14 protein-coding genes and 1 pseudogene are annotated in these 18,304 nt (G+C 65.5%); 11 read left to right on the top strand and 4 right to left on the bottom strand.

The window, feature by feature from the left end:
- The first annotated feature begins 105 nt into the window (after positions 1-105).
- Positions 106-939 carry an FkbM family methyltransferase gene (locus ACWPXE_RS32025; protein WP_454021074.1) on the top strand — a complete coding sequence of 278 codons (834 nt, stop codon included), beginning with the start codon at positions 106-108 and terminating at the stop codon, positions 937-939.
- Between the two features lie 13 nt (positions 940-952).
- On the opposite strand, the gene ACWPXE_RS32020 is transcribed toward ACWPXE_RS32025, so the two are convergent.
- The gene (locus ACWPXE_RS32020) at positions 953-2,584 is read right to left on the bottom strand and encodes a hypothetical protein (RefSeq protein WP_454021073.1); all 1,632 of its coding nucleotides are present in this window, start codon (positions 2,582-2,584) and stop codon (positions 953-955) included.
- A gap of 141 nt (positions 2,585-2,725) precedes the next feature.
- Here ACWPXE_RS32020 and ACWPXE_RS32015 point away from each other — a divergent pair, with 141 nt between their 5' ends.
- On the top strand, positions 2,726-3,715 hold the full coding sequence (locus tag ACWPXE_RS32015) for a lysylphosphatidylglycerol synthase transmembrane domain-containing protein (protein ID WP_454021072.1): 990 nt from the start codon (positions 2,726-2,728) through the stop codon (positions 3,713-3,715).
- On the top strand, positions 3,705-5,192 hold the full coding sequence (locus ACWPXE_RS32010) for a glycosyltransferase (protein WP_454021071.1): 1,488 nt from the start codon (positions 3,705-3,707) through the stop codon (positions 5,190-5,192). Before ACWPXE_RS32015 ends, ACWPXE_RS32010 begins: the two co-directional genes overlap by 11 nt.
- An 87-nt stretch (positions 5,193-5,279) precedes the next feature.
- On the opposite strand, the gene ACWPXE_RS32005 is transcribed toward ACWPXE_RS32010, so the two are convergent.
- Positions 5,280-6,572, bottom strand: a complete 1,293-nt coding sequence (locus ACWPXE_RS32005) for a nucleotide sugar dehydrogenase (protein WP_454021070.1) — start codon at positions 6,570-6,572, stop codon at positions 5,280-5,282.
- A gap of 239 nt (positions 6,573-6,811) precedes the next feature.
- Here ACWPXE_RS32005 and ACWPXE_RS32000 point away from each other — a divergent pair, with 239 nt between their 5' ends.
- The 7 genes from ACWPXE_RS32000 to ACWPXE_RS31970 all read left to right on the top strand — a co-directional run bounded on the left by ACWPXE_RS32000 (position 6,812) and on the right by ACWPXE_RS31970 (position 14,326).
- Positions 6,812-7,981, top strand: a complete 1,170-nt coding sequence (locus ACWPXE_RS32000) for a DegT/DnrJ/EryC1/StrS family aminotransferase (RefSeq protein ID WP_454021069.1) — start codon at positions 6,812-6,814, stop codon at positions 7,979-7,981.
- 43 nt (positions 7,982-8,024) lie between these two features.
- The gene (locus tag ACWPXE_RS31995; RefSeq protein ID WP_454021068.1) at positions 8,025-8,969 is read left to right on the top strand and encodes an NAD-dependent epimerase/dehydratase family protein; all 945 of its coding nucleotides are present in this window, start codon (positions 8,025-8,027) and stop codon (positions 8,967-8,969) included.
- A gap of 18 nt (positions 8,970-8,987) precedes the next feature.
- Positions 8,988-10,520 carry a B12-binding domain-containing radical SAM protein gene (locus ACWPXE_RS31990; protein WP_454021067.1) on the top strand — a complete coding sequence of 511 codons (1,533 nt, stop codon included), beginning with the start codon at positions 8,988-8,990 and terminating at the stop codon, positions 10,518-10,520.
- Positions 10,510-11,235 (top strand): nucleotidyltransferase family protein, encoded by a 726-nt coding sequence (locus tag ACWPXE_RS31985; RefSeq protein WP_454021066.1) that lies wholly within the window; start codon positions 10,510-10,512, stop codon positions 11,233-11,235. The genes ACWPXE_RS31990 and ACWPXE_RS31985 overlap by 11 nt, the downstream gene beginning before the upstream one ends.
- A complete protein-coding gene (locus ACWPXE_RS31980) occupies positions 11,232-12,245 on the top strand; it encodes a GHMP family kinase ATP-binding protein (protein ID WP_454021065.1) in 1,014 nt (337 codons plus the stop codon). Before ACWPXE_RS31985 ends, ACWPXE_RS31980 begins: the two co-directional genes overlap by 4 nt.
- Positions 12,246-12,330: 85 nt before the next feature.
- Positions 12,331-13,275 carry a thiamine pyrophosphate-dependent dehydrogenase E1 component subunit alpha gene (locus tag ACWPXE_RS31975; RefSeq protein ID WP_454021064.1) on the top strand — a complete coding sequence of 315 codons (945 nt, stop codon included), beginning with the start codon at positions 12,331-12,333 and terminating at the stop codon, positions 13,273-13,275.
- Entirely contained in the window at positions 13,268-14,326 is a 1,059-nt protein-coding gene (locus tag ACWPXE_RS31970) for an alpha-ketoacid dehydrogenase subunit beta (RefSeq protein ID WP_454021063.1), read from the top strand. Before ACWPXE_RS31975 ends, ACWPXE_RS31970 begins: the two co-directional genes overlap by 8 nt.
- Before the next feature lie 326 nt (positions 14,327-14,652).
- On the opposite strand, the gene ACWPXE_RS31965 is transcribed toward ACWPXE_RS31970, so the two are convergent.
- Both ACWPXE_RS31965 and ACWPXE_RS31960 read right to left on the bottom strand, forming a co-directional pair.
- Positions 14,653-16,572 (bottom strand): hypothetical protein, encoded by a 1,920-nt coding sequence (locus ACWPXE_RS31965; protein ID WP_454021062.1) that lies wholly within the window; start codon positions 16,570-16,572, stop codon positions 14,653-14,655.
- Between the two features lie 123 nt (positions 16,573-16,695).
- Positions 16,696-17,931, bottom strand: a complete 1,236-nt coding sequence (locus tag ACWPXE_RS31960) for a tetratricopeptide repeat protein (protein WP_454021061.1) — start codon at positions 17,929-17,931, stop codon at positions 16,696-16,698.
- A 218-nt stretch (positions 17,932-18,149) separates the two neighbouring features.
- On the opposite strand from ACWPXE_RS31960, the pseudogene ACWPXE_RS31955 reads away from it, so the two are divergent.
- Positions 18,150-18,303: pseudogene (locus ACWPXE_RS31955) on the top strand (transposase); the annotation flags it as partial.
- Position 18,304 lies beyond the last annotated feature (1 nt).

Raw genomic sequence — 18,304 nt, 5'->3', positions numbered from 1 at the left:
AACCATGGGAGCCCGTATTCCTGGAACAGAAAGGTCAATTTCCGAAGCACGCAAGCATTTTTGCCAATCCTTTTCCTACAACGCGCCAAAGCTTGAGGGGGGACCATGCTTGCATTCTCAGGAAGCGCTCAGGAATTATTCAGAAAATCACTGCGGATATGGCGCGCCCTTGATCGCCGAACGGTCTGCCGAAACGTCGTCTTCGACCTCGGCATGAACAAGGGGGAGGATTCCACCTTCTATCTTCGGAAAGGCTTCAACGTCGTCGCGGTCGAAGCGAATCCGATCATCAGTCGAAGAAACGCCGAATTGTTCACCTCGTACGCCGAGCGCGGCCAGCTCACGATCTTGAACGTCGGCATATGGAGCGAGGAGAAGGAGCTTCCCTTCTACGCCAACCTGGACAACGACCACTGGAGTTCCTTCGATCCGGCCTATGGGTGCAGGGACGGAACGCGCTTCGAGATCACACGCATCCCATGCGTCCGGGTGGAAACGTTGTTCAAACGCTTCGGCACGCCCCATTACATGAAGATCGACGTCGAAGGGGCGGACCGGCTGATCCTGTCCGACATGCGGGCGCTTACGGCGCGTCCAGCCTTCGTCTCGGTCGAGGAATACGGGGTGGCGTGCATCGACGATCTGCACGCGTTGGGTTACGATCGTTTCCAGATCGTGCCGCAGAGCGCCCGGCTGAAGGCCCAGTACACCCCGCCCATACCGGCCCGCGAGGGCATCTATGTCCCCGCCTCGTTCAACGGGAACGATTCCGGCCTGTTCGGCCATGAACTGCCCCCCGACAGATGGCGCTCCCTCGCCGACGTCCGCGCGGACTTCCTGTCCGGCGTGCGCGGCGAGGACCACGTCTACAAGGGGCCCGAGGGGGAGTGGTTCGACGTCCACGCCACGACGGCCAGGGTTCTGAACGCCGGACCGTGACGCCTCCTCACCGTCAGGGGCCTTTGCGCAGGAACAGCGTCATGCCCCCTTCGAAGGGCTGGGACTGGAAGGCGGCGTCCGCTTCCAGCCGGCGGCGGATCGGACCGTTGATCTGGTTCAGGAAATCGCCCTGCCGCTCCAGATCGGAATCGAGCATGACGATCCGATTGATGTTCATGTCCGCCAGACGCTTCCAGGCGCTGTCCACGTCGGTCTGCGCGTAGCCGAGGCTGGTGTAGTAGCAGCGCCAGCCGACCGCCGCGCGCCCGCGCGCGGACAGGAAGGACAGCGTGTTCGCGTTCAGCCAGGGCTGTTCGGTGCCGATCAGGTTGATGCGTCCGGCTTCGGAGGATGGGCAGGTGGCCTCTGCCAGACGCTCGACCACCGACAGGCGGGCTCCGTCGGTCACCCGGGCCTGAAGCCAGGGGTTGCCGGCATGGAGCGGCAGCCACCCCAGCGCCATCGCGTGGACGGCCCCCCACTGCAGGGCCAGGAAGCCAGCGACCGCCGCCGGCACCGCGGGGCGCCCCGTCGCCGCCACAGCCACAGCCACCAGCAGGGCGACCGATGGGAACAGGGGGAGGAGGAAGCGGCTTTCCTCGTTGATGTTCAGGCTGAAGGCGGTCAGGACGACGGCGATCTGCACAAGCGCCGCGATCACCAGCGGAACGGAGGGCGCAAGGTCCGGAGTGGCCGCGGAGCGTCCCCGCAGCATCCGCCACGCCAGAAGGGAAAGGACCACCAGCGCCGCGAGGAGGGCGGCGGCGGCCGCGTCCGGCAGAAACAGCGCGGCCTTCAGGCTGCCCAGCCAGAAGACCAGCTTGGTGGAGAAATCGCCCACGGTGCCGTAGTGGAGGGCAACGCTGCCGGTCGCCGATTGGAACGCGTGGCGCAAGGTGTGCTCGGCGTTCACCACGTACCAGCTGGCGGTGAGGGCCGTCATCCCAGCGGCGGCCACCACCAGCAGGCCGGTCGCCACGGGGTTTTCCACCCGCTTGGCCGGAGGCTGCCGGACCAGCCCCGCCAGGGCGACGAGCCCGAAGCCGAAGACGTAGACCGGGCTGGTGGTCTTGGCCGCCAGCCCCAGCGCGGTCGCCAGGGCGAGCCAAGCGATCAGGCGGAGCCGTCCCATCCCCCCCCGGTTGACCGCGATCCACAGGAACAGGCAGACCGACAGGAGTTGGACCGGTTCGGCCAAATACTGGTGGGTCATGCCGACGAACAGGGGACTCGCCGCCATGGTCAGCACGCCGGCCCCGACAGACGCCCATCCCGCCGGACCGCGCGGCTCGAGAAGCCGGACGAGGCTGGCGCAGAGCAGCGCCAGACACGCGGCCTGCGTCGCCAGGATGGACAGCAGCAGCGCCGTTTCCCATCCCAACAGGCCGTTGAGAGGGGCGAAGAACTGGCCGACCCAGACCACGGCGGGCGGCTTGCTGGCAATCGCGTGAAGCATCAGCCGGCCCCAGGCGGCCAGACCGTCGCGGACGGCCGTGCTCCACAAATCCGCGCTCACTTCCCCGTACCAGGATTGATCCCACGGCCAGACGTGACGGTCGGTGAGGACCCAAAGCAGGGAAGGGAGGAGAAGAAGCAGGACGGCGATCCTGCCGATGCGGGCGGGTGTATCCGACGGGCCGTGCATGGATGGGCGGTTTCCCTGGAGATGCGGCGCGCCCGCGAAAGGGGCGAAATTGCGGAAGGCATAGCAATCTTACCGGTGGAAGGCTACAGTGCGCCCGCCTTCCGTAATCCAAACGTCGTGTCGATGAGATCCGAAGCCGCTTTGTCCATCCCTTCCCGTTCAGGGCATAAGATCCTGCCGCTTCTGGGCAAGGTCGGGCTGACGGTGGCGCTGATCGGCTGGCTGATGGCCCAGGCCGATTGGGCGGGCATGGCGCACCGGCTGGCGAACGCGCCTCCGGGGCCGCTTCTGCTGGGGCTGGGACTGAGCTTCCTCGCTGTCCTCTTCGCCGGCGAACGCTGGCGCGCCGCCTGCCGCGCCACCGGTCTGGTGATCGGCCCGGTGAAGGCGCTGATGCTGATGACCGCCAGCCTGTTCTTCGGGCAGGTGCTTCCCGGCGCCATCGGCGGCGACGCGGTGCGCGGCTGGTTGACCTGGAAGGAGGGACAATCGCCCGGCGCGGTGATCCTGGCGCTGGTGCTCGACCGTCTGCTCGCCCTGCTCGGCGTGTGCCTGCTGCTGTTCGCCGGTTTGCCGCGGCTGGCCGCGGTCGTGCCGCCGGACATGGCCTGGATGCTGCCGGCGCTGGTCCTGCTGGGGGTAGCGGGCTTCGCCGCCGGGCTGTCCATCGACCGCCTGCCGCTGCCGGGCGCCTTGCGCACGCACCGGCTGGTGAACGCCGCCTTCACGCTGGTCGCGCGGCTGCGCGCCGCCTTCCTGGCGCCGGCCACGCTGAAGGCGCTCGGCCATAGCGTGCTGGTCCACATCTGCACGCTGGCCGCCACCCTGCTCTACGCGCGGGCCATCGGCCTGTCCCTCGGCCCGTTCGACATCCTGGCGGTGATGCCGACCGCGATCATCGCGACGGCGCTGCCGATCTCGCTGAACGGCTGGGGTGTGCGCGAGGGCACCATGGTGGCCGGCTTCGCCCTGTTCGGCGTTCCGTTCGAGGACGCCCTTCTGCTTTCCCTGATGATCGGGCTGTCGGTGACGCTGACGGCCCTTCCCGGCGGCCTCGCCTGGCTCGCCCTGTCCCGCGGAAGCCGAAACGCTTCCGGAAACGCTGTTTCGGACCGTACCCATGACCGTTGAAGCCCTTGAGGAAACCGTGGCCGGCGCCCCCGCCGCCGGCGAAACGCGCACCCTGTCGCCCCGTCAGCAGGGGGTGAGAGAGCTGTTCGACCGGCTGGCGGCGGAGCGCGATCGCTGGGTCGAGCGGAACAGCGCCTTCCACGAGGCCGACCGCGCCTATCTGCGCTTCCTCGTGCCGGAGAACGCCTCGGTGCTGGAGGTCGGCTGCGGCACGGGCGACACTCTGGCTTTCCTGCAACCGTCCCGTGGCGTGGGCATCGATCTCAGCCCGGCGATGGTCGAGCGGGCGCGGCAGCGCCATCCGGGGCTGGAGTTCCACACTGGCAACGCCGAGGACCCGGCGGTCCTGGCGGCGGTCACCGGCACCTTCGACGTGATCCTGCTGTCCGACACCATCGGCTTCCTCGACGACATCGAGGAGACGCTGCGCCACCTGCACCGCTTCGCGACACCGCGCACCCGCATCATCGTCAGCTACCACTCCCGCCTGTGGGAGCCGGTTCTGGGCCTTGCCGAGAAGCTTGGACTCAAGATGCCCCAGGGCCAGCTCAACTGGCTGTCGAGCGCCGACATCGCCGGGCTTCTGACGCTGGCCGGCTGGCAGCCGGTGAAGCGGGAGTGGCGCCAACTCGTGCCGCGCCGCCTGCTCGGCCTGGGCACGCTGATCAACCGCAGCGTCGCCCCGCTGCCCGGCGTCCGGAAGCTGTGCCTGCGCAACTACGTGGTCGCCCGCCCCGCACCGCAGGTGCCGGAGAAGCAACCATCCTGCACGGTGCTGGTCCCCTGCCGGAACGAGCGCGGCAACATCGAGAACGCCATCCGCCGCCTGCCGCGCTTCTGCCCGGACCTGGAGGTCATCTACGTCGAGGGCAACAGCAAGGACAACACCTACGAGGAATGCCTGCGCGTCCAGGCCGCCTATCCGGACTGGGACATCAAGGTCATGAAGCAGCCCGGCAAGGGCAAGGGCGACGCGGTGCGCGCCGGCTTCAACGCGGCGCAGGGCGACATCCTCATCATCCTCGACGCCGACCTGACCGTCCCGCCGGAGAGCCTGCCGAAATTCTACCGCGCCATCGCGTCCGGCCAGGGCGAGTTCATCAACGGCACGCGTCTGGTCTACCCGATGGACGACGAGGCCATGCGCTTCCTGAACTGGATCGCCAACCGCGCCTTCGCCCGCATCTTCTCCTTCCTGCTGAACACACGCTTCACCGACACGCTGTGCGGCACGAAGGTGCTGTGGAAGAGCGACTACGACCAGATCGTGGCGAACCGCCATTACTTCGGCGACTTCGACCCGTTCGGCGACTTTGACCTGATCTTCGGCGCGTCCAAGCTGAACCTGGAGATCGTCGAGGTGCCGATCCGCTACGCCGACCGCAGCTATGGCGAGACGCAGATCAGCCGCTTCAGCCACGGCTGGCTGCTGCTGCGCATGGTTCTGTTCGCCTGGAAGAAGCTGAAGGCGTTCTGACCGCCGCCATCGGCTGGAATTGGAAAGCCCCGGACTGTTCGCTCGGTCCGGGGCTTTTTCATGTCGAGGTTCGGTGCGGGGCCGCGGTTACAGCCGCCAAAGATCCACGCCGTCCGGCACGCCGCCGCGGTCGAGCAGGCCCTTTACGTCCATGACGAGGCCACGGCGGTCCTTCAGCAGGCCGGTCACCAGCCCCCAGCCCTCCGCCCGGTAGACGGCGTGGGGAACGGCCAGCACCACCGCGTCGGCGGGCGGCAGGGCGTCCCGCGCGGTCAGGGTCAGGCCGTACTCGTGGGCCACCTCTTCCGCCGAAGCCAGCGGGTCGTGAAGCGCAACCTCCACCCCGAAGCTCGCCAACTCGGCCACGATGTCCACCACGCGGGTGTTGCGGATGTCGGGCACGTCCTCCTTGAAGGTCAGGCCCAGCACCGTCACCCGCAGCGGGCTGGCCGACCCGGCGCTCCGGCGCAGAAGCCGCTTCACCGTCTCCTGCGCCACATACTGGCCCATGGTGTCGTTGATGCGCCGGCCCGCCAGGATGACCTCCGGGTTATGGCCCAACTGCTCCGCCCGGTGGGTCAGGTAATAGGGGTCCACGCCGATGCAGTGCCCCCCGACCAGCCCCGGATGGAACTTCAGAAAGTTCCACTTGGTGCCGGCGGCGGCCAACACGTCGCGGGTGTCGATGCCCATACGGTGGAAGATCACCGCCAGTTCGTTCATCAGCGCGATGTTGACGTCGCGCTGGGTGTTCTCGATCACCTTGGCGGCCTCCGCCACGGCGATGGAGGCGGCTTCGTGCACGCCGGCCTTCACCACGCTGCCGTAGACCGCCGCGACGAGCGCCCGCGTCGCCGGATCGGAGCCGGAGACCACCTTGGTGATTGTCTCGAACCGGTGCTCCTTGTCTCCGGGGTTGATGCGCTCCGGCGAATAGCCGATTGTGAAGTCCCGCCCGTAGGTCAGGCCCGATTCGGCCTCCAGCACCGGCACGCAGTCCATCTCCGTGGCGCCGGGATAGACGGTGGATTCGTAGACCACCACGTCGCCACGCTTCAGATGCCGCCCGACGGTGCGGCTGGCGGCCAGCAACGGGCGCAGGTCCGGGCGCCGGGCGTCGTCGATCGGGGTCGGCACGGTGACGATGTGGAAATCAGCCCGCGCCAGATCGGCCGGGTCGGCGGTCAGGTGCAGGTTGGCCGCGGCGAGATCCGCGTCCGCCACCTCGCCCGTGTGGTCGTGCCCGTCCCGCAGCTCCTGGATGCGGCGCGCGTCGATGTCGAAGGCGACGACGGGAACACCCGTCCGGCCGAACGCGACGGCCACCGGCAGGCCGACGTAGCCGAGGCCGATCACCGAGATGCGGCGGGAGTGGGTCATGATGGCGCGGATTCCTAAAAAGAGCGTCGGAGCGGAAAGAGGGTCTTATACACGCTCCGTGCCCGCGCGGGAGGATGGAAACAAGCGCCCGGCGGACCGGCGGCGATCTCGCTTGAGGCATTAAACTGTTGTTAATGACCGCTCAAGGACAACAGACTGGAAGCCCAGCACCGGGGACGCCTGCCCGCTGGGGATCTTTTCAGGCGGTTGTCGCCGGGTTCAAAATCGAGGTCGAGCGGATGTTCTACGAGTTGGCGGCCTCCTCTTGGAGCGTTGAAGAGGCCGAGGCCTTGCAGCGCGTTATCGCTTCGGGCCGCTTTACCATGGGCGAGCAGGTGGCCGCCTTCGAGCGGGAGTTCGCCGACTGGTTCGGCGTCCGGCACGCCATCATGGTGAATTCCGGCTCCTCGGCCAACTTGGTCTCGGTCGCCGCCCTCGCCTACAAGAAGGACCGCCCTCTCCAGCGTGGCGACGAGGTCATCGTTCCGGCCATCTCCTGGGCCACCACCTATCATCCGCTCCAGCAATACGGGCTGAAGCTGCGCTTCGTGGACGTTGAGCTTGAGACGCTGAACATGGACGTCTCGAAGCTCGAACAGGCGCTGACGCCGAAGACCCGGGCCATCGTGCCGGTGTCGATCCTTGGCAATCCGGCCGCGTTGGACGTGATCCGCGCCTTCGCCGATGCGCACGGGCTCTATGTCCTGGAAGACAACTGCGAGTCCCTGGGCGCCGAGCTGAACGGGCGCAAGACCGGCACCTTCGGCGACCTCAACACCTTCAGTTTCTTTTTCTCGCACCACATCTCGACCATGGAAGGCGGGATGGTGCTGACCGACCACCTGGAGCTAGCGCACCTCTGCCGGGCGATGCGCGCCCACGGCTGGACGCGCGACCTGCCGCCGGACACTCCGCTGTTCGAGCGCACCGCCTCCGACCACTTCGAGGCCTACCGTTTCATTCTGCCCGGCTACAACGTCCGCCCTCTGGAGATGGAGGCCGCGGTCGGGCGCGAGCAGCTGAAGAAGCTGCCAGCCATGATCGCCGCGCGCCGGACCAACATGGCGCTGTTTCGGGAGCTGTTCGCCGGGGACGAGCGCTTCATCATCCAGCGTGAGAACGGCCTGTCCTCCTCTTTCAGCTTCACCATCATCCTCAATCCGGCGCGCAAGCCCGACCGCGAGGCGGTCTTCGCGGCGCTGAAGGAGGCGGATATCGGCTTCCGCATCATCACGGGCGGCTGCTTCCTGCGCCACGACGTGCTCCGGCATTACGACTACGAGATCGTCGACCGCATCGAGAACGCCTACACCGCGCACGACCTGGGCTTCTTCGTCGGCAATCATCCCCATGACCTGACGCCACAGATCGAGCGCCTGCGCACGGTCCTCGACCGCGTCTGTTCCTGACACCCCCTGCCCCCACAAACCGTCCCCCTCCCCGGAAACCGCGATGGCCGACAGCATGAACATCCTCATCACAGGCGGCGCCGGCTATCTCGGCTCCATCATGGTTCCGGCGCTGCTGGAGGCGGGCCACCGGGTCACCGTCCTGGACAACTTCTTGTTCCGGCAGGTGTCTCTGGCGCATGTCTGCGCACACCCGGGCTTCGATATCGTCCGCGGCGACGCCCGTAGCGAAGAGGTTCTGAAGCCGCTGGTCAAGGATGCCGACGTGGTGATTCCGCTGGCCGCCCTGGTCGGGGCGCCCCTGTGCGACGCCGACACGCTGGCCGCAACCTCGACCAACCGCGACTCGGTGTTGACGTTGATCCGCCAGCTGTCTCGGGAGCAGCGCATCATGATGCCGGTCACCAACTCCGGCTACGGCATCGGGGAGCAGGGCAAGTTCTGCACCGAAAACACGCCGCTGCGCCCGATCTCGCTCTATGGCCGCACCAAGGTGGAGGCCGAGCAAGCGGTACTGGAGCGCGGCAACGCCATCTCCTTCCGGCTGGCCACGGTGTTCGGTATGGCCCCGCGCATGCGGGTGGACCTGCTGGTCAACGACTTCGTGCACCGCGCCGTCAACGACCGCGCACTCGTGCTGTTCGAGCCGCACTTCAAGCGCAACTACATCCACATCCGCGACGTGGCGCGGGCCTTCCTGCACGGGCTGGCGAATTTCGAGACCATGAGGGACCGGCCCTACAACGTTGGCCTGTCGGACGCCAACCTGTCGAAATGGGAGCTGTGCGAGCGCATCCGTGCCCAGCTGCCGACGTTCGTGTTCCTGGAGGCGCCGATTGGCGAGGATCCGGACAAGCGCGACTATATCGTCTCCAACGAGCGGATCGAGGCCACCGGCTACAAGCCGGCCCACGGGCTGGACGACGGCATCCGGGAGCTGGTCAAGGGCTACCGCATGCTGCGCAACGGCGTTCACGGCAACATCTGACCGGGAAGGACCGTCGCCATGAGCGATGATCGCCTTGATCTCGTGCTGATCCATCCGGGCGGCCGCGGCCGGATCTACCAGAGCCTCGGCGACGAGCTGACAGCGATCGAGCCTCCCTTGTGGTGCGGCCTAATCGCCACCTACTGCCGGCAGCGGGGGCACAGCGCCGCCATCATCGACAGCGAGGCGGAGGGGTGGGACCCTGCCACCGTCGCCGCCCGGGTGGCGGCGATGGCGCCGCGGCTGGTCGCGATCGTCGTCTACGGCCACCAACCCTCGGCCTCCACTCAATCCATGCCGGCTGCGGGCGCGCTCGCCGACGCGGTGAAGGACGCGGCGCCGGAGCAGACGGTCATCATCATCGGCGGCCATGCCGCCGCCCTGCCGGAACGCACCCTGCGCGAGGAGGCCGTGGATTTCGTCGCCACCGGCGAGGGGCCGGTCACCGTCGACGCGCTGCTGCGCGCGCTGAAGTCCGACACGCCCGACGACTTGTCGGAGGTGCCGGGCATCGTGCACTGGCGGGACGGCGAGGTGCGGCGGACGGCACCCGCCCCCCTGGTCGAGAACCTGGACCGCGACCTGCCGGCCTCCTCCTGGGATCTCTTGCCGATGGAGAAATATCGGGCGCACAACTGGCAGTGCTTCGGCAACATGGACGCGCGCAGGCCCTACGCGTCGATCTATACGACGCTCGGCTGCCCTTACAAATGCAGCTTCTGCTGCATCAACGCACCCTTCGGCAAGAATGGCTACCGGTTCCGCTCACCCGAGACGGTGCTTCGCGAGATCGATCTTCTGATCGAGCGGTACGGAGTGCGCACCTTCAAGATCGTGGATGAGATGTTCGTGCTGAACGAACGGCACGTCACCGCGATCTGCGAGGGGCTGATCCCGCGCAACGAACGGCTTGGCGGTGCGCTGAATTTCTGGGCCTACGCCCGGGTCGACACGGTGAAGCCACGCATGCTCGATATGCTGCGCCGGGCCGGCTTCAGCTGGCTGGCGCTGGGCATCGAGTCGGGCAGCAAGCATGTGCGCGACGGCGCCCGGAAGGCGCTGCGCAGCGAGGACATCGTTGGCATCGTCCGCGCCATCCAGGAAGCGGGGATCAACGTCATCGGCAACTACATCTTCGGCCTGCCGGACGACGACGCGGACTCAATACGCGACACGCTCGATCTCGCCAAGGAACTGAACTGCGAGTTCGCCAACTTCTACTCGGCCATGGCCTACCCGGGATCGCCTCTGTACGACGAGGCGGTGCGCCAGGGGTGGGACCTGCCGGAGAGTTGGAGCGGCTTTTCCCAGCACAGCGCCGATTGCAAGCCGCTGGCGACGGAAACGCTGACGGCCGCCGAGGTCCTGGCGTTCCGAGACAAGGCCTTTACCGAATACTTCACCAACCCGCGCTATTTGAAGATGGTCGATCAGCGCTTCGGCGCCGACACCAGCCGCCACATCCGTCGGATGACCCGGCACACGCTGCACCGGAATCTCCTAGAGGCGGCGGGTGCGGACGCACGGGAAGGGAGCAACGATGAAACCTGAGGGCGCCCTGGCGGACCTCGACGTCGCCGTCCTGGCCGGCGGCCTCGGCACCCGCATCCGCGATGCCCTGGGCGACACGCCCAAGGTACTGGCCCCGGTGGCGGGCCGCGCCTTTCTCGACCATCTTCTGAATCGTCTGGAGGGCTTCGGCGCGCAGCGCGTGGTGCTGTGCCTCGGCCACCTGTCCGATCGGGTGACGGCGTGGCTGGCGCACGGGGGTTTCGACGGCGCCCTCGACATCATGTGCCGAATCGAACCGCGGCCGCTCGGCACCGCCGGCGCCCTGGTCCATGCGCGCGACGCGTTGCGCTCCAACTTGGTGCTGGTGTTGAACGGCGACACCTTTGTGGATGCCGATCTCGGCGCCTTCGTTGCCGCGCATCGGGCTTCGAAGGCCGAGGCATCGGTGCTGTGCGTGGAGGTGGGGGACACCGCGCGCTATGGCCGGGTGGACGTGGATTCCGACGGCCGGATCTGCCGCTTCGCCGAAAAGGCGCCCGGCCGCGGAACGGTGAACGCCGGCGTGTATCTCTTCTCCGCCACGTTCCTGGACCGCCTGGTCGCGACGGAGGCAACGTCGCTGGAGCGCGACGTCCTGGAAAGAGTGCCAGCGGGAATGCTGCACGCCCATGTCGTCCAGGCGCGTTTCATCGACATTGGCACTCCCGAAAGCCTCGCAGCGGCGGACGACATGCTGGCTCGGTCGGACGCATGATCATCAGCCGCACGCCCTTCCGCGTCTCCCTTTTTGGCGGCGGAACCGACTTCCCGAGCTGGTACCGCGCCCATGGCGGGGCCGTGATCGGCGGCGCCATCGACAAATACTGCTACATCAGTCTGCGCACGCTGCCGCCCTTCTTCGAGTACCGGCACCGCATCGTCTACTCGAACATCGAGCAGGTCGGGGACGTTGCCGATATCAGGCACCCCGCTGTCCGCGCGGTGCTGGGCGAGATGGAAGTGACCGATGGGCTGGAGATCCACCACGACGGCGACTTGCCGGCACGGTCGGGGCTGGGGTCCAGTTCCTCCTTCACGGTTGGGCTTCTGAACGCTCTTTACGCTTTCCGTGGCCGGATGGTGAGCAAGGAGCAACTGGCCGACGAGGCCATCCGCATCGAGCAGGAGGTGATCGGCGAGACGGTCGGTTCACAGGATCAGGTGTGGGCGGCTTACGGGGGATTGAACCGGATCGACTTCAGCATGGATGGTTCCATCGCCGTCACCCCACTCATCATGGACCGCGAGCGTCGGGAGAGCCTGCAGAACCACCTCGTTCTCTATTTCACCGGCCTGTCGCGCTACGCCCCGGACATCGAAAAGGACAAGATCGCAAACCTCGACAAGTGCGAGGCACAGCTTCACGGCATGCGCATCATGGTCGAGGAGGCCTTGTCGATCCTTGGCAGCCCGCAGCGGGATCTGAATGATCTCGGCCGGCTGCTTCACGAAAGCTGGATGCTGAAGCGCACGCTGTCACCCAACGTCTCCAATGCCGCCATCGATGAGCTTTACAAGACCGCCCTCGGCGCCGGCGCCCTGGGGGGCAAGCTTCTGGGGGCCGGCGGCGGCGGCTTTCTCCTCCTGTTCGTTCCACCGGATCGCCAGGACAGCCTGCGCAAACGCTTGAAGGAGTTCACCGCGGTGAAATTCCGTTTCGACAATGCCGGTAGCAAAATCGTAGTCTACGAGCCCAACGATTTCGAGAAACAGGCAAGAGAGTAACGGAAGGGGCCGCTATCTTCGGCTGAAGCGGCTTGTTTTGGCATCTTGCAGTGAGGCTTTTGTGGACCCGGAAAATCAAGGGGATTTGGACCCGCAGACGATCATCCGCCTGTACCGCAGGATGCGCCTGATCCGCCACCTGGAGGAGGAAATCGCACGCGTCTATCCGACAGACAAGATCAAGAGCCCCATCCACCTGTCCATCGGGCAGGAGTTCATCGCCGTCGGCGTGTGCGACGTCCTGACGGCAAAGGACCGTGTTTCCATCACCTATCGCGGTCATGCAGCCTATGTCGCCAAGGGCGGCGACCTCCGCGCCATGGTCGCGGAGATGTACGGCAAACGCACGGGCTGCGCCAAGGGGCGTGGCGGCTCCATGCATCTGATCGATATGGAAGCCGGCCTGCTCGGCGCCTCGGCCGTCGTGGGCACCAACATCCCGGTCGCGGTCGGATTCGCGCTCGCCGCCAAGCGCCAGTTGTCCGGACAGGTGATTGTCTGCTTCCTCGGGGACGGCGCCACCGAGGAGGGTTGCTTTGCCGAGAGCCTGAACTTTGCGGCCCTGCACAAGCTGCCCATCCTGTTCGTCTGCGAGAACAATGGGTACGCCATTCACGAACCGCTTTCCAAGCGCTGGGCGACCGATCGCTTAGTCGAGCGTGTTGCCACCTATGGCATCCCGGCTGAGCGCATCTGCGACGGCAGTCTTGCGACCGTGCGGGCGCGCGCCGCCGAAGCGATCGCAGCGATGCGGGCCGGTGCGGGTCCGGCCTTCCTGGAGGTGCTGTGCTACCGCTGGCAGGAGCATGTCGGTCCCAGCCGCGACTATGACCAGGGGTACCGTTCGGCGGACGAACTCGCGCCTTGGAAGGCGAACGATCAGGTTGCGCGCCTTGCCGACCGGATCGAACCTGCCCTGCGCGAGCGGATCGACGCGGAAGTCCAAGTGCAGATTGCCGAAGCCTTCGCCTTTGCCGAAGCCAGTCCCTTTCCAGAACCCGAGGAGCTTTATGAGCACGTCTATGGCTGAAGGACGCCTGCTCCGCTATGTCGACGCTTTGCAGGAAGCGTTCGCGCAGGAAATGGCGCGCGACGAAAGCGTGTTTCTCTTCGGGCTCGATGTGGACGACCACAAATCAATCCAAGGGTCGACGCGGGGGCTGCTCCAGAAGTTCGGTCCCGAGCGCGTATTTACCACGCCGCTGTCGGAAGACGCCATGACCGGCGTGGCAATCGGAGCCGCGATGGCCGGTATGCGCCCCATACACGTACACATTCGTATGGATTTCCTGCTGCTGTGCATGAATCAGCTTGTGAACATCGCGGCTAAGGCCCATTCGATGTATGGCGGAGCGGTCAAGGTGCCGCTGGTTGTGCGCAGCATGGTTGGGAAGTCCTGGGGCCAAGGCGCCCAGCACAGCCAAGCGCTGCACTCTCTCTTCATGCATATTCCTGGCCTGAAAATCGTCGCACCGTCCAACGCGCACGACGCCAAGGGATGCATGATCGCAGCAATCCGTGACGATAACCCGGTCCTGGTGATGGAGCACCGGCTGCTCTATGGCACGGAAGCCTATGTCCCCGAAGCACCTTTCGAGGTGCGTCCTGGACGGGCGCGCGTCGTCGCTCAGGGCGACGACATCACCATCGTGGCGATCTCCAACATGGTGCCGGAATGCCTGCGCGCCCGCGACTTGGTAGCCGAGGTTGGCATTTCCGCGGAAGTGATCGACCCGGTCTGGCTGCAGCCGCTGGACATCGACAGCCTTGTCGCCTCAGCCCGGCGCACCCGCCGGCTCCTGGTCGCCGACAATGCCTGGCTTCCCTGCGGCGCTAGCGCGGAAATCATTGCCGCAGTGCTGGAGCGCGCGGGTCCGGACGCAGGCATCACGGTGAGGCGGATTGGGTTCGCCTCGGTCACATGCCCGCCGTCTCCGCCACTGGAGGCGGCCTTCTACCCCAATCCCGGTACGGTCGCCTCAGCCATCCACGCAATGGTGCGGCCTGCCGCACCAGCATGGGGGCCAGATCCGGAGCGCACCAGACTGTCGTACCAGAGTTCGTTCTGCGGACCGTTCTGAGGACGAGACAGACCCGGTTGCGGCAATAAAAACGACGAACGAGAAGGTTGATGTGGGCAGCGTTTCCCAGGCTCGGAAGGTCAACTGGATGCCGGTGGTACCAGCTATGAACAGAGTGGCTTGATCTGGGCAGCCACATGAAGAACAATCGCATCAACAGGTTCAACCTTCACGACACGGCAGTCCAGGATCACAAAAAACTCTTTCATACTCCATTACATAGGATCTGCCGACGGCGCCGGCTCCAGCGTCGTCAGCCTTTCCACGCAAACTCGCCAGGATTGCCTTGCCGCCCGGCTCACGGCGTACGCCACAAAGGGCGCGTCTCATCCCGGACAGCAATTCCAGCTCAGCTGGGCAAGCCGCAGCACAAGAGGTGACCGCCAGCGGCGGACATGGTCGGCAGAAACGAACAGCGCGTGCCGCCCATCCTTCACCACCGCGACTGTAAAACCGCTTGGTGGCCGCAGGTCGGCGATGATACGACGCCCCTCGAACGTCTCGGCCTCGGTGTGAAACAGCCGCAACCCGTCGGAAGGTTCCTTTCCCGTGCCGAGCACGAACACGGCCCGCCGCATCTCTTCCAGCAGGGCTTCGCGCTCCCGCTCATAGGCAGCAGCGCCCTGCCTCTCCTGCATGGCGTCATAGTTGGCGGCACGGGCATCGCCGCCCTCCATGAACACCTGTTCAATGAGGGTGGCGGCGGCCGGCGTGCGGTATTCCGGAAGCGCGTTGCATTCGGGCCCCGTGACGACATCGCTCATGTCGATGGAGCTGCTCCTTTGCACGGCATACCGCCAGCGAAACGCCTCCAGTATGTCCTCAATGCCCGGCGTACGCTCGGCGATCTCCACCAGTTCCTGCACGAAGCCGTCCCGGCTGCCCCTCCAGCGAATGGCCCCGCCGACCGGGAACGCGGTCACGCGATACCACGCGGCCAGGGACGGAACACCCATGCGTGCCAAATCAACGGCAAGCGTGCTCCAACTCGTGACGCCCGCGTCGGCCAACTCCATGAGATCGTAGCTTGAAACTGTGTCCGCCGGCCAGACGAAGCGCACATGCCGATAGGCGCATGCGAAACGCCGGCGCATGCGGGATAGATGCTCCGCCTCCACCTGCTCGCGCAGGTTTGCCCCTTCGCGCGGGTGGACGCGCACGACCAGCTGCAGGTCGCTGCTGGCTTCGACATGGTCGATCATCGTCGACAGCCAGTCGATCTGGTCCTCGAACGGCTGCGGGTCGTCGAAGATCGAGGTGCCTAGCCCATCGGCCAGATGCCTGTCCGCACTGATCTCGTCGACACTCGACGTGTAGGCGACGATGGTTCGGCGGCCATCCTCCAGACGGAGTTGCTCCCAGACGGCATCTGTGTTGGAGGTGCGTGCCGCAGAATAAACCATGCCGCTGCTGGCCGTCATCCGGAACAGTGAATCACTCATCAGGCCTCGGATGATCTCCGGACTGAGCGGACGGTGCTTCCATTGCTCCCACTGGTCCAGCGTGTCGAGATACCCTCGCGTAACCTGAATCTGCCGGCCAACCATGATGAAGCGCGCGTCAACCCCCAGCAGCGAGCAGTGCGTCATGTTAATGATCGGCACGGCATGCCGCCGCGCCGCCAGAGCAGCCGCTACATTCATCGGATACTCGGAGTAGAAGACGAGCTGCCGAACGTTTTCCTGCTCGATCAGCTTGCTCACCAGCAAGTGCGTGAGGATGCTTGTCTCGATAAGCCTCAGCAAATAGGAACGTCCGGCCTCGTCCATCCGGAAAGGATCGAGCGGCTTCAGGACCAAGCTGACCATCTGCGCGGAGGTCAAGCCAAAGCGAAGCCCCTGGAAGGAGAAGCGGGACAAATCTTCGGGAGCCTCATCCACGGCCTTCCTGGCCATCTCGCGCATCGCCTCGGTCAGCAACGTATCGAGATCCACCGTTTCGAGCCCGTACGTGGCCGTCATTTCGTCGAACCGTTCCACACAACGCCGACAGATTCGCGCGCGCCGCTCCTCGGGTTCAGGAATTTCGACGCGGTAGGAGTCGAACACCGTACAGCGAGGAAACAGGCCTGAGCATCGTGGCAGCAGAACGCGATGTCCGCGCTCCTGGAGAGTGCGTGCGAGCAATGCCTGTGCGACGAAGGACTGTACGAGGTTGGCGGTCGGAGCGAAGAACAGCGTTGCCGGCCGTGGTGTCGGCGCGTTCGCGGCATCGTCTTCAATGGTATCCGACCATATTGCTTCCATGACTGTCCCCACCAAGCGAGCGCCGGGAGGATGAAGGCGCTCATGGCTTTCCACTGGCGAATTGAACGAAATCCCTGGCGCGCGAAACCCGACAAGCCTGCAAGACGGCGCGTCGTCCACTTTTCAGCGCCAGGAAGAAGAGAAGCCGAGTTCGTCGTAGCGCTTCCACAGCCGATCGTGCGCCCACGGGCGGTACCGGGCTTGAATCGGGAGCAGACCGGGGGCCAACGCGATGGCGCCGCGATGCGCCTCCAAGGCTTCTTCGGTCTGGCCAACAGCCTCAAGCGCAAGAGCGAAGCCGGTGAGCATCCATGGATCGGTCTTCATGTGGGGGTCGGCTTTTCCGGCCTCCACCGCGGCGCGGCTAAGTTCCAGCGCGCTCTCCCAGTTGCCTTGCAGTTCACGGGCCATAGCCAGACCGGAGAGCTGGAGAGGGCCAATTCGGTTGAGCGCTGACGCCCGTTCATGCGCTTCGACCGCAGCGTCGGCACGGCCTTGCGCCTGCAAAACGAAACCAAGGCGGTTGAGCGGCATGGGCTCCTTGTCGTTCAATGCGATCGCTCGGCGCAGCGTTTCCTCTGCCCGCCCCAAGTCGCCGGCCGCCAGAAGGACAAGACCAAAGTCCGCCCAGAACGAGAAGTCGACCTCGAAGCGGCGGGCGCTTTCCTCAAACATTCCGAGTGCTGCATCCAGCTGCCCCGCCTCTCGCTGAATGCACCCCAGGTGATGATAGCCGAAGAGCTGATCCGGCCGATACCGGATGAAGGCCTCCGCAGTTCGGGACGAAATGGCGAACCAGGACGGTTCTCGGAAGCCCCGATTGTACGAAAGACTGGTGAGCAGCCAGTAATTCCGTCCCAGATCGAAGGCGGACACCGGATCGAAGCCGGATGGCACGTCCGGAACCGGGACGTCGGAATGGCCCAGCGTATGATGGACGAGCGCCAGATAACAACGAGCCTCCAAGAGGTCGGGAGCGTGTCGTAGCGCCTCTTCGAAGGATGCGGCAGCCTGTTCCAGCGATCCAGTGTCGTAAAGCTCGCATCCTTCGTGGTACAGGGCCTTTGCTTGATAGGCTGGATCGACCGCCATCGCCCTGTGGCGAGTTTCCGCCGCCTCCACCGGCCGACCGCACTCGTCCAGCAAGGTTTCCAGCTGCCTATAGGCCTGAACCAGATCGGGCATCACCTCGATCGCACGCTGGAGAGCCGCCATGGCGGTGTCCGCGCTGCCGGCTTTCCGAAGGGCGACCCCCATATTGTAATGATACAATCCGAAGGTGCTGGCCCGGATGTTGTGGCGCCAAGCCTCGAAGTCGATATCTGCCCCCATGGCGGGAGCATTGTCCAAGACACTCATTGGCTGTCAACTTCGCTGTTTTGCAGGTCCTGTCATCCGAGTATAGGCGAATGGTATTGCGGTTTGGAAGACTGGCCGTGTGCAGCTTAGAACCTATTCCGGTAGGGGGCGGTCTTCGCCTGATCTGTTGGACTTTCAGCCTTTCGGCGCGGAAGCCCCCATGGGCAAATTTGGTTCAAGATGACGGCTGGCGGTTGCCGGATGAGTTAGGGGAACGCATGGAGCCGCTGCTCCCGGAGCGTCCGCCGCACCCGCTGGGTTGTCATAATCCGCGGGTCCCGGATCGCGCGGCCATGAATGCCATCTTCTTTGTGCTACGGACCGGCAGCCAGTGGCAGGCCCTGCGGGCGAACGGGGTCTGTTCAAGCGTGTG

Source organism: Azospirillum sp. Marseille-Q6669 (assembly GCF_965111635.1).
Note: the sequence above shows the minus strand (reverse complement) of the source record. Positions and strands in the feature narration are given on the sequence as shown.

Coding starts and splice junctions, on each gene's coding strand:
- ACWPXE_RS31990 (WP_454021067.1), top strand. CDS start 8,988: ATGAGCGATGATCGCCTTGATCTCGTGCTGATCCATCCGGGCGGCCGC.
- ACWPXE_RS32005 (WP_454021070.1), bottom strand. CDS start 6,572: ATGACCCACTCCCGCCGCATCTCGGTGATCGGCCTCGGCTACGTCGGC.
- ACWPXE_RS32025 (WP_454021074.1), top strand. CDS start 106: ATGCTTGCATTCTCAGGAAGCGCTCAGGAATTATTCAGAAAATCACTG.
- ACWPXE_RS32010 (WP_454021071.1), top strand. CDS start 3,705: ATGACCGTTGAAGCCCTTGAGGAAACCGTGGCCGGCGCCCCCGCCGCC.
- ACWPXE_RS31980 (WP_454021065.1), top strand. CDS start 11,232: ATGATCATCAGCCGCACGCCCTTCCGCGTCTCCCTTTTTGGCGGCGGA.
- ACWPXE_RS31970 (WP_454021063.1), top strand. CDS start 13,268: ATGGCTGAAGGACGCCTGCTCCGCTATGTCGACGCTTTGCAGGAAGCG.
- ACWPXE_RS31960 (WP_454021061.1), bottom strand. CDS start 17,931: ATGAGTGTCTTGGACAATGCTCCCGCCATGGGGGCAGATATCGACTTC.
- ACWPXE_RS31995 (WP_454021068.1), top strand. CDS start 8,025: ATGGCCGACAGCATGAACATCCTCATCACAGGCGGCGCCGGCTATCTC.
- ACWPXE_RS31985 (WP_454021066.1), top strand. CDS start 10,510: ATGAAACCTGAGGGCGCCCTGGCGGACCTCGACGTCGCCGTCCTGGCC.
- ACWPXE_RS31965 (WP_454021062.1), bottom strand. CDS start 16,572: ATGGAAGCAATATGGTCGGATACCATTGAAGACGATGCCGCGAACGCG.
- ACWPXE_RS32000 (WP_454021069.1), top strand. CDS start 6,812: ATGTTCTACGAGTTGGCGGCCTCCTCTTGGAGCGTTGAAGAGGCCGAG.
- ACWPXE_RS32020 (WP_454021073.1), bottom strand. CDS start 2,584: ATGCACGGCCCGTCGGATACACCCGCCCGCATCGGCAGGATCGCCGTC.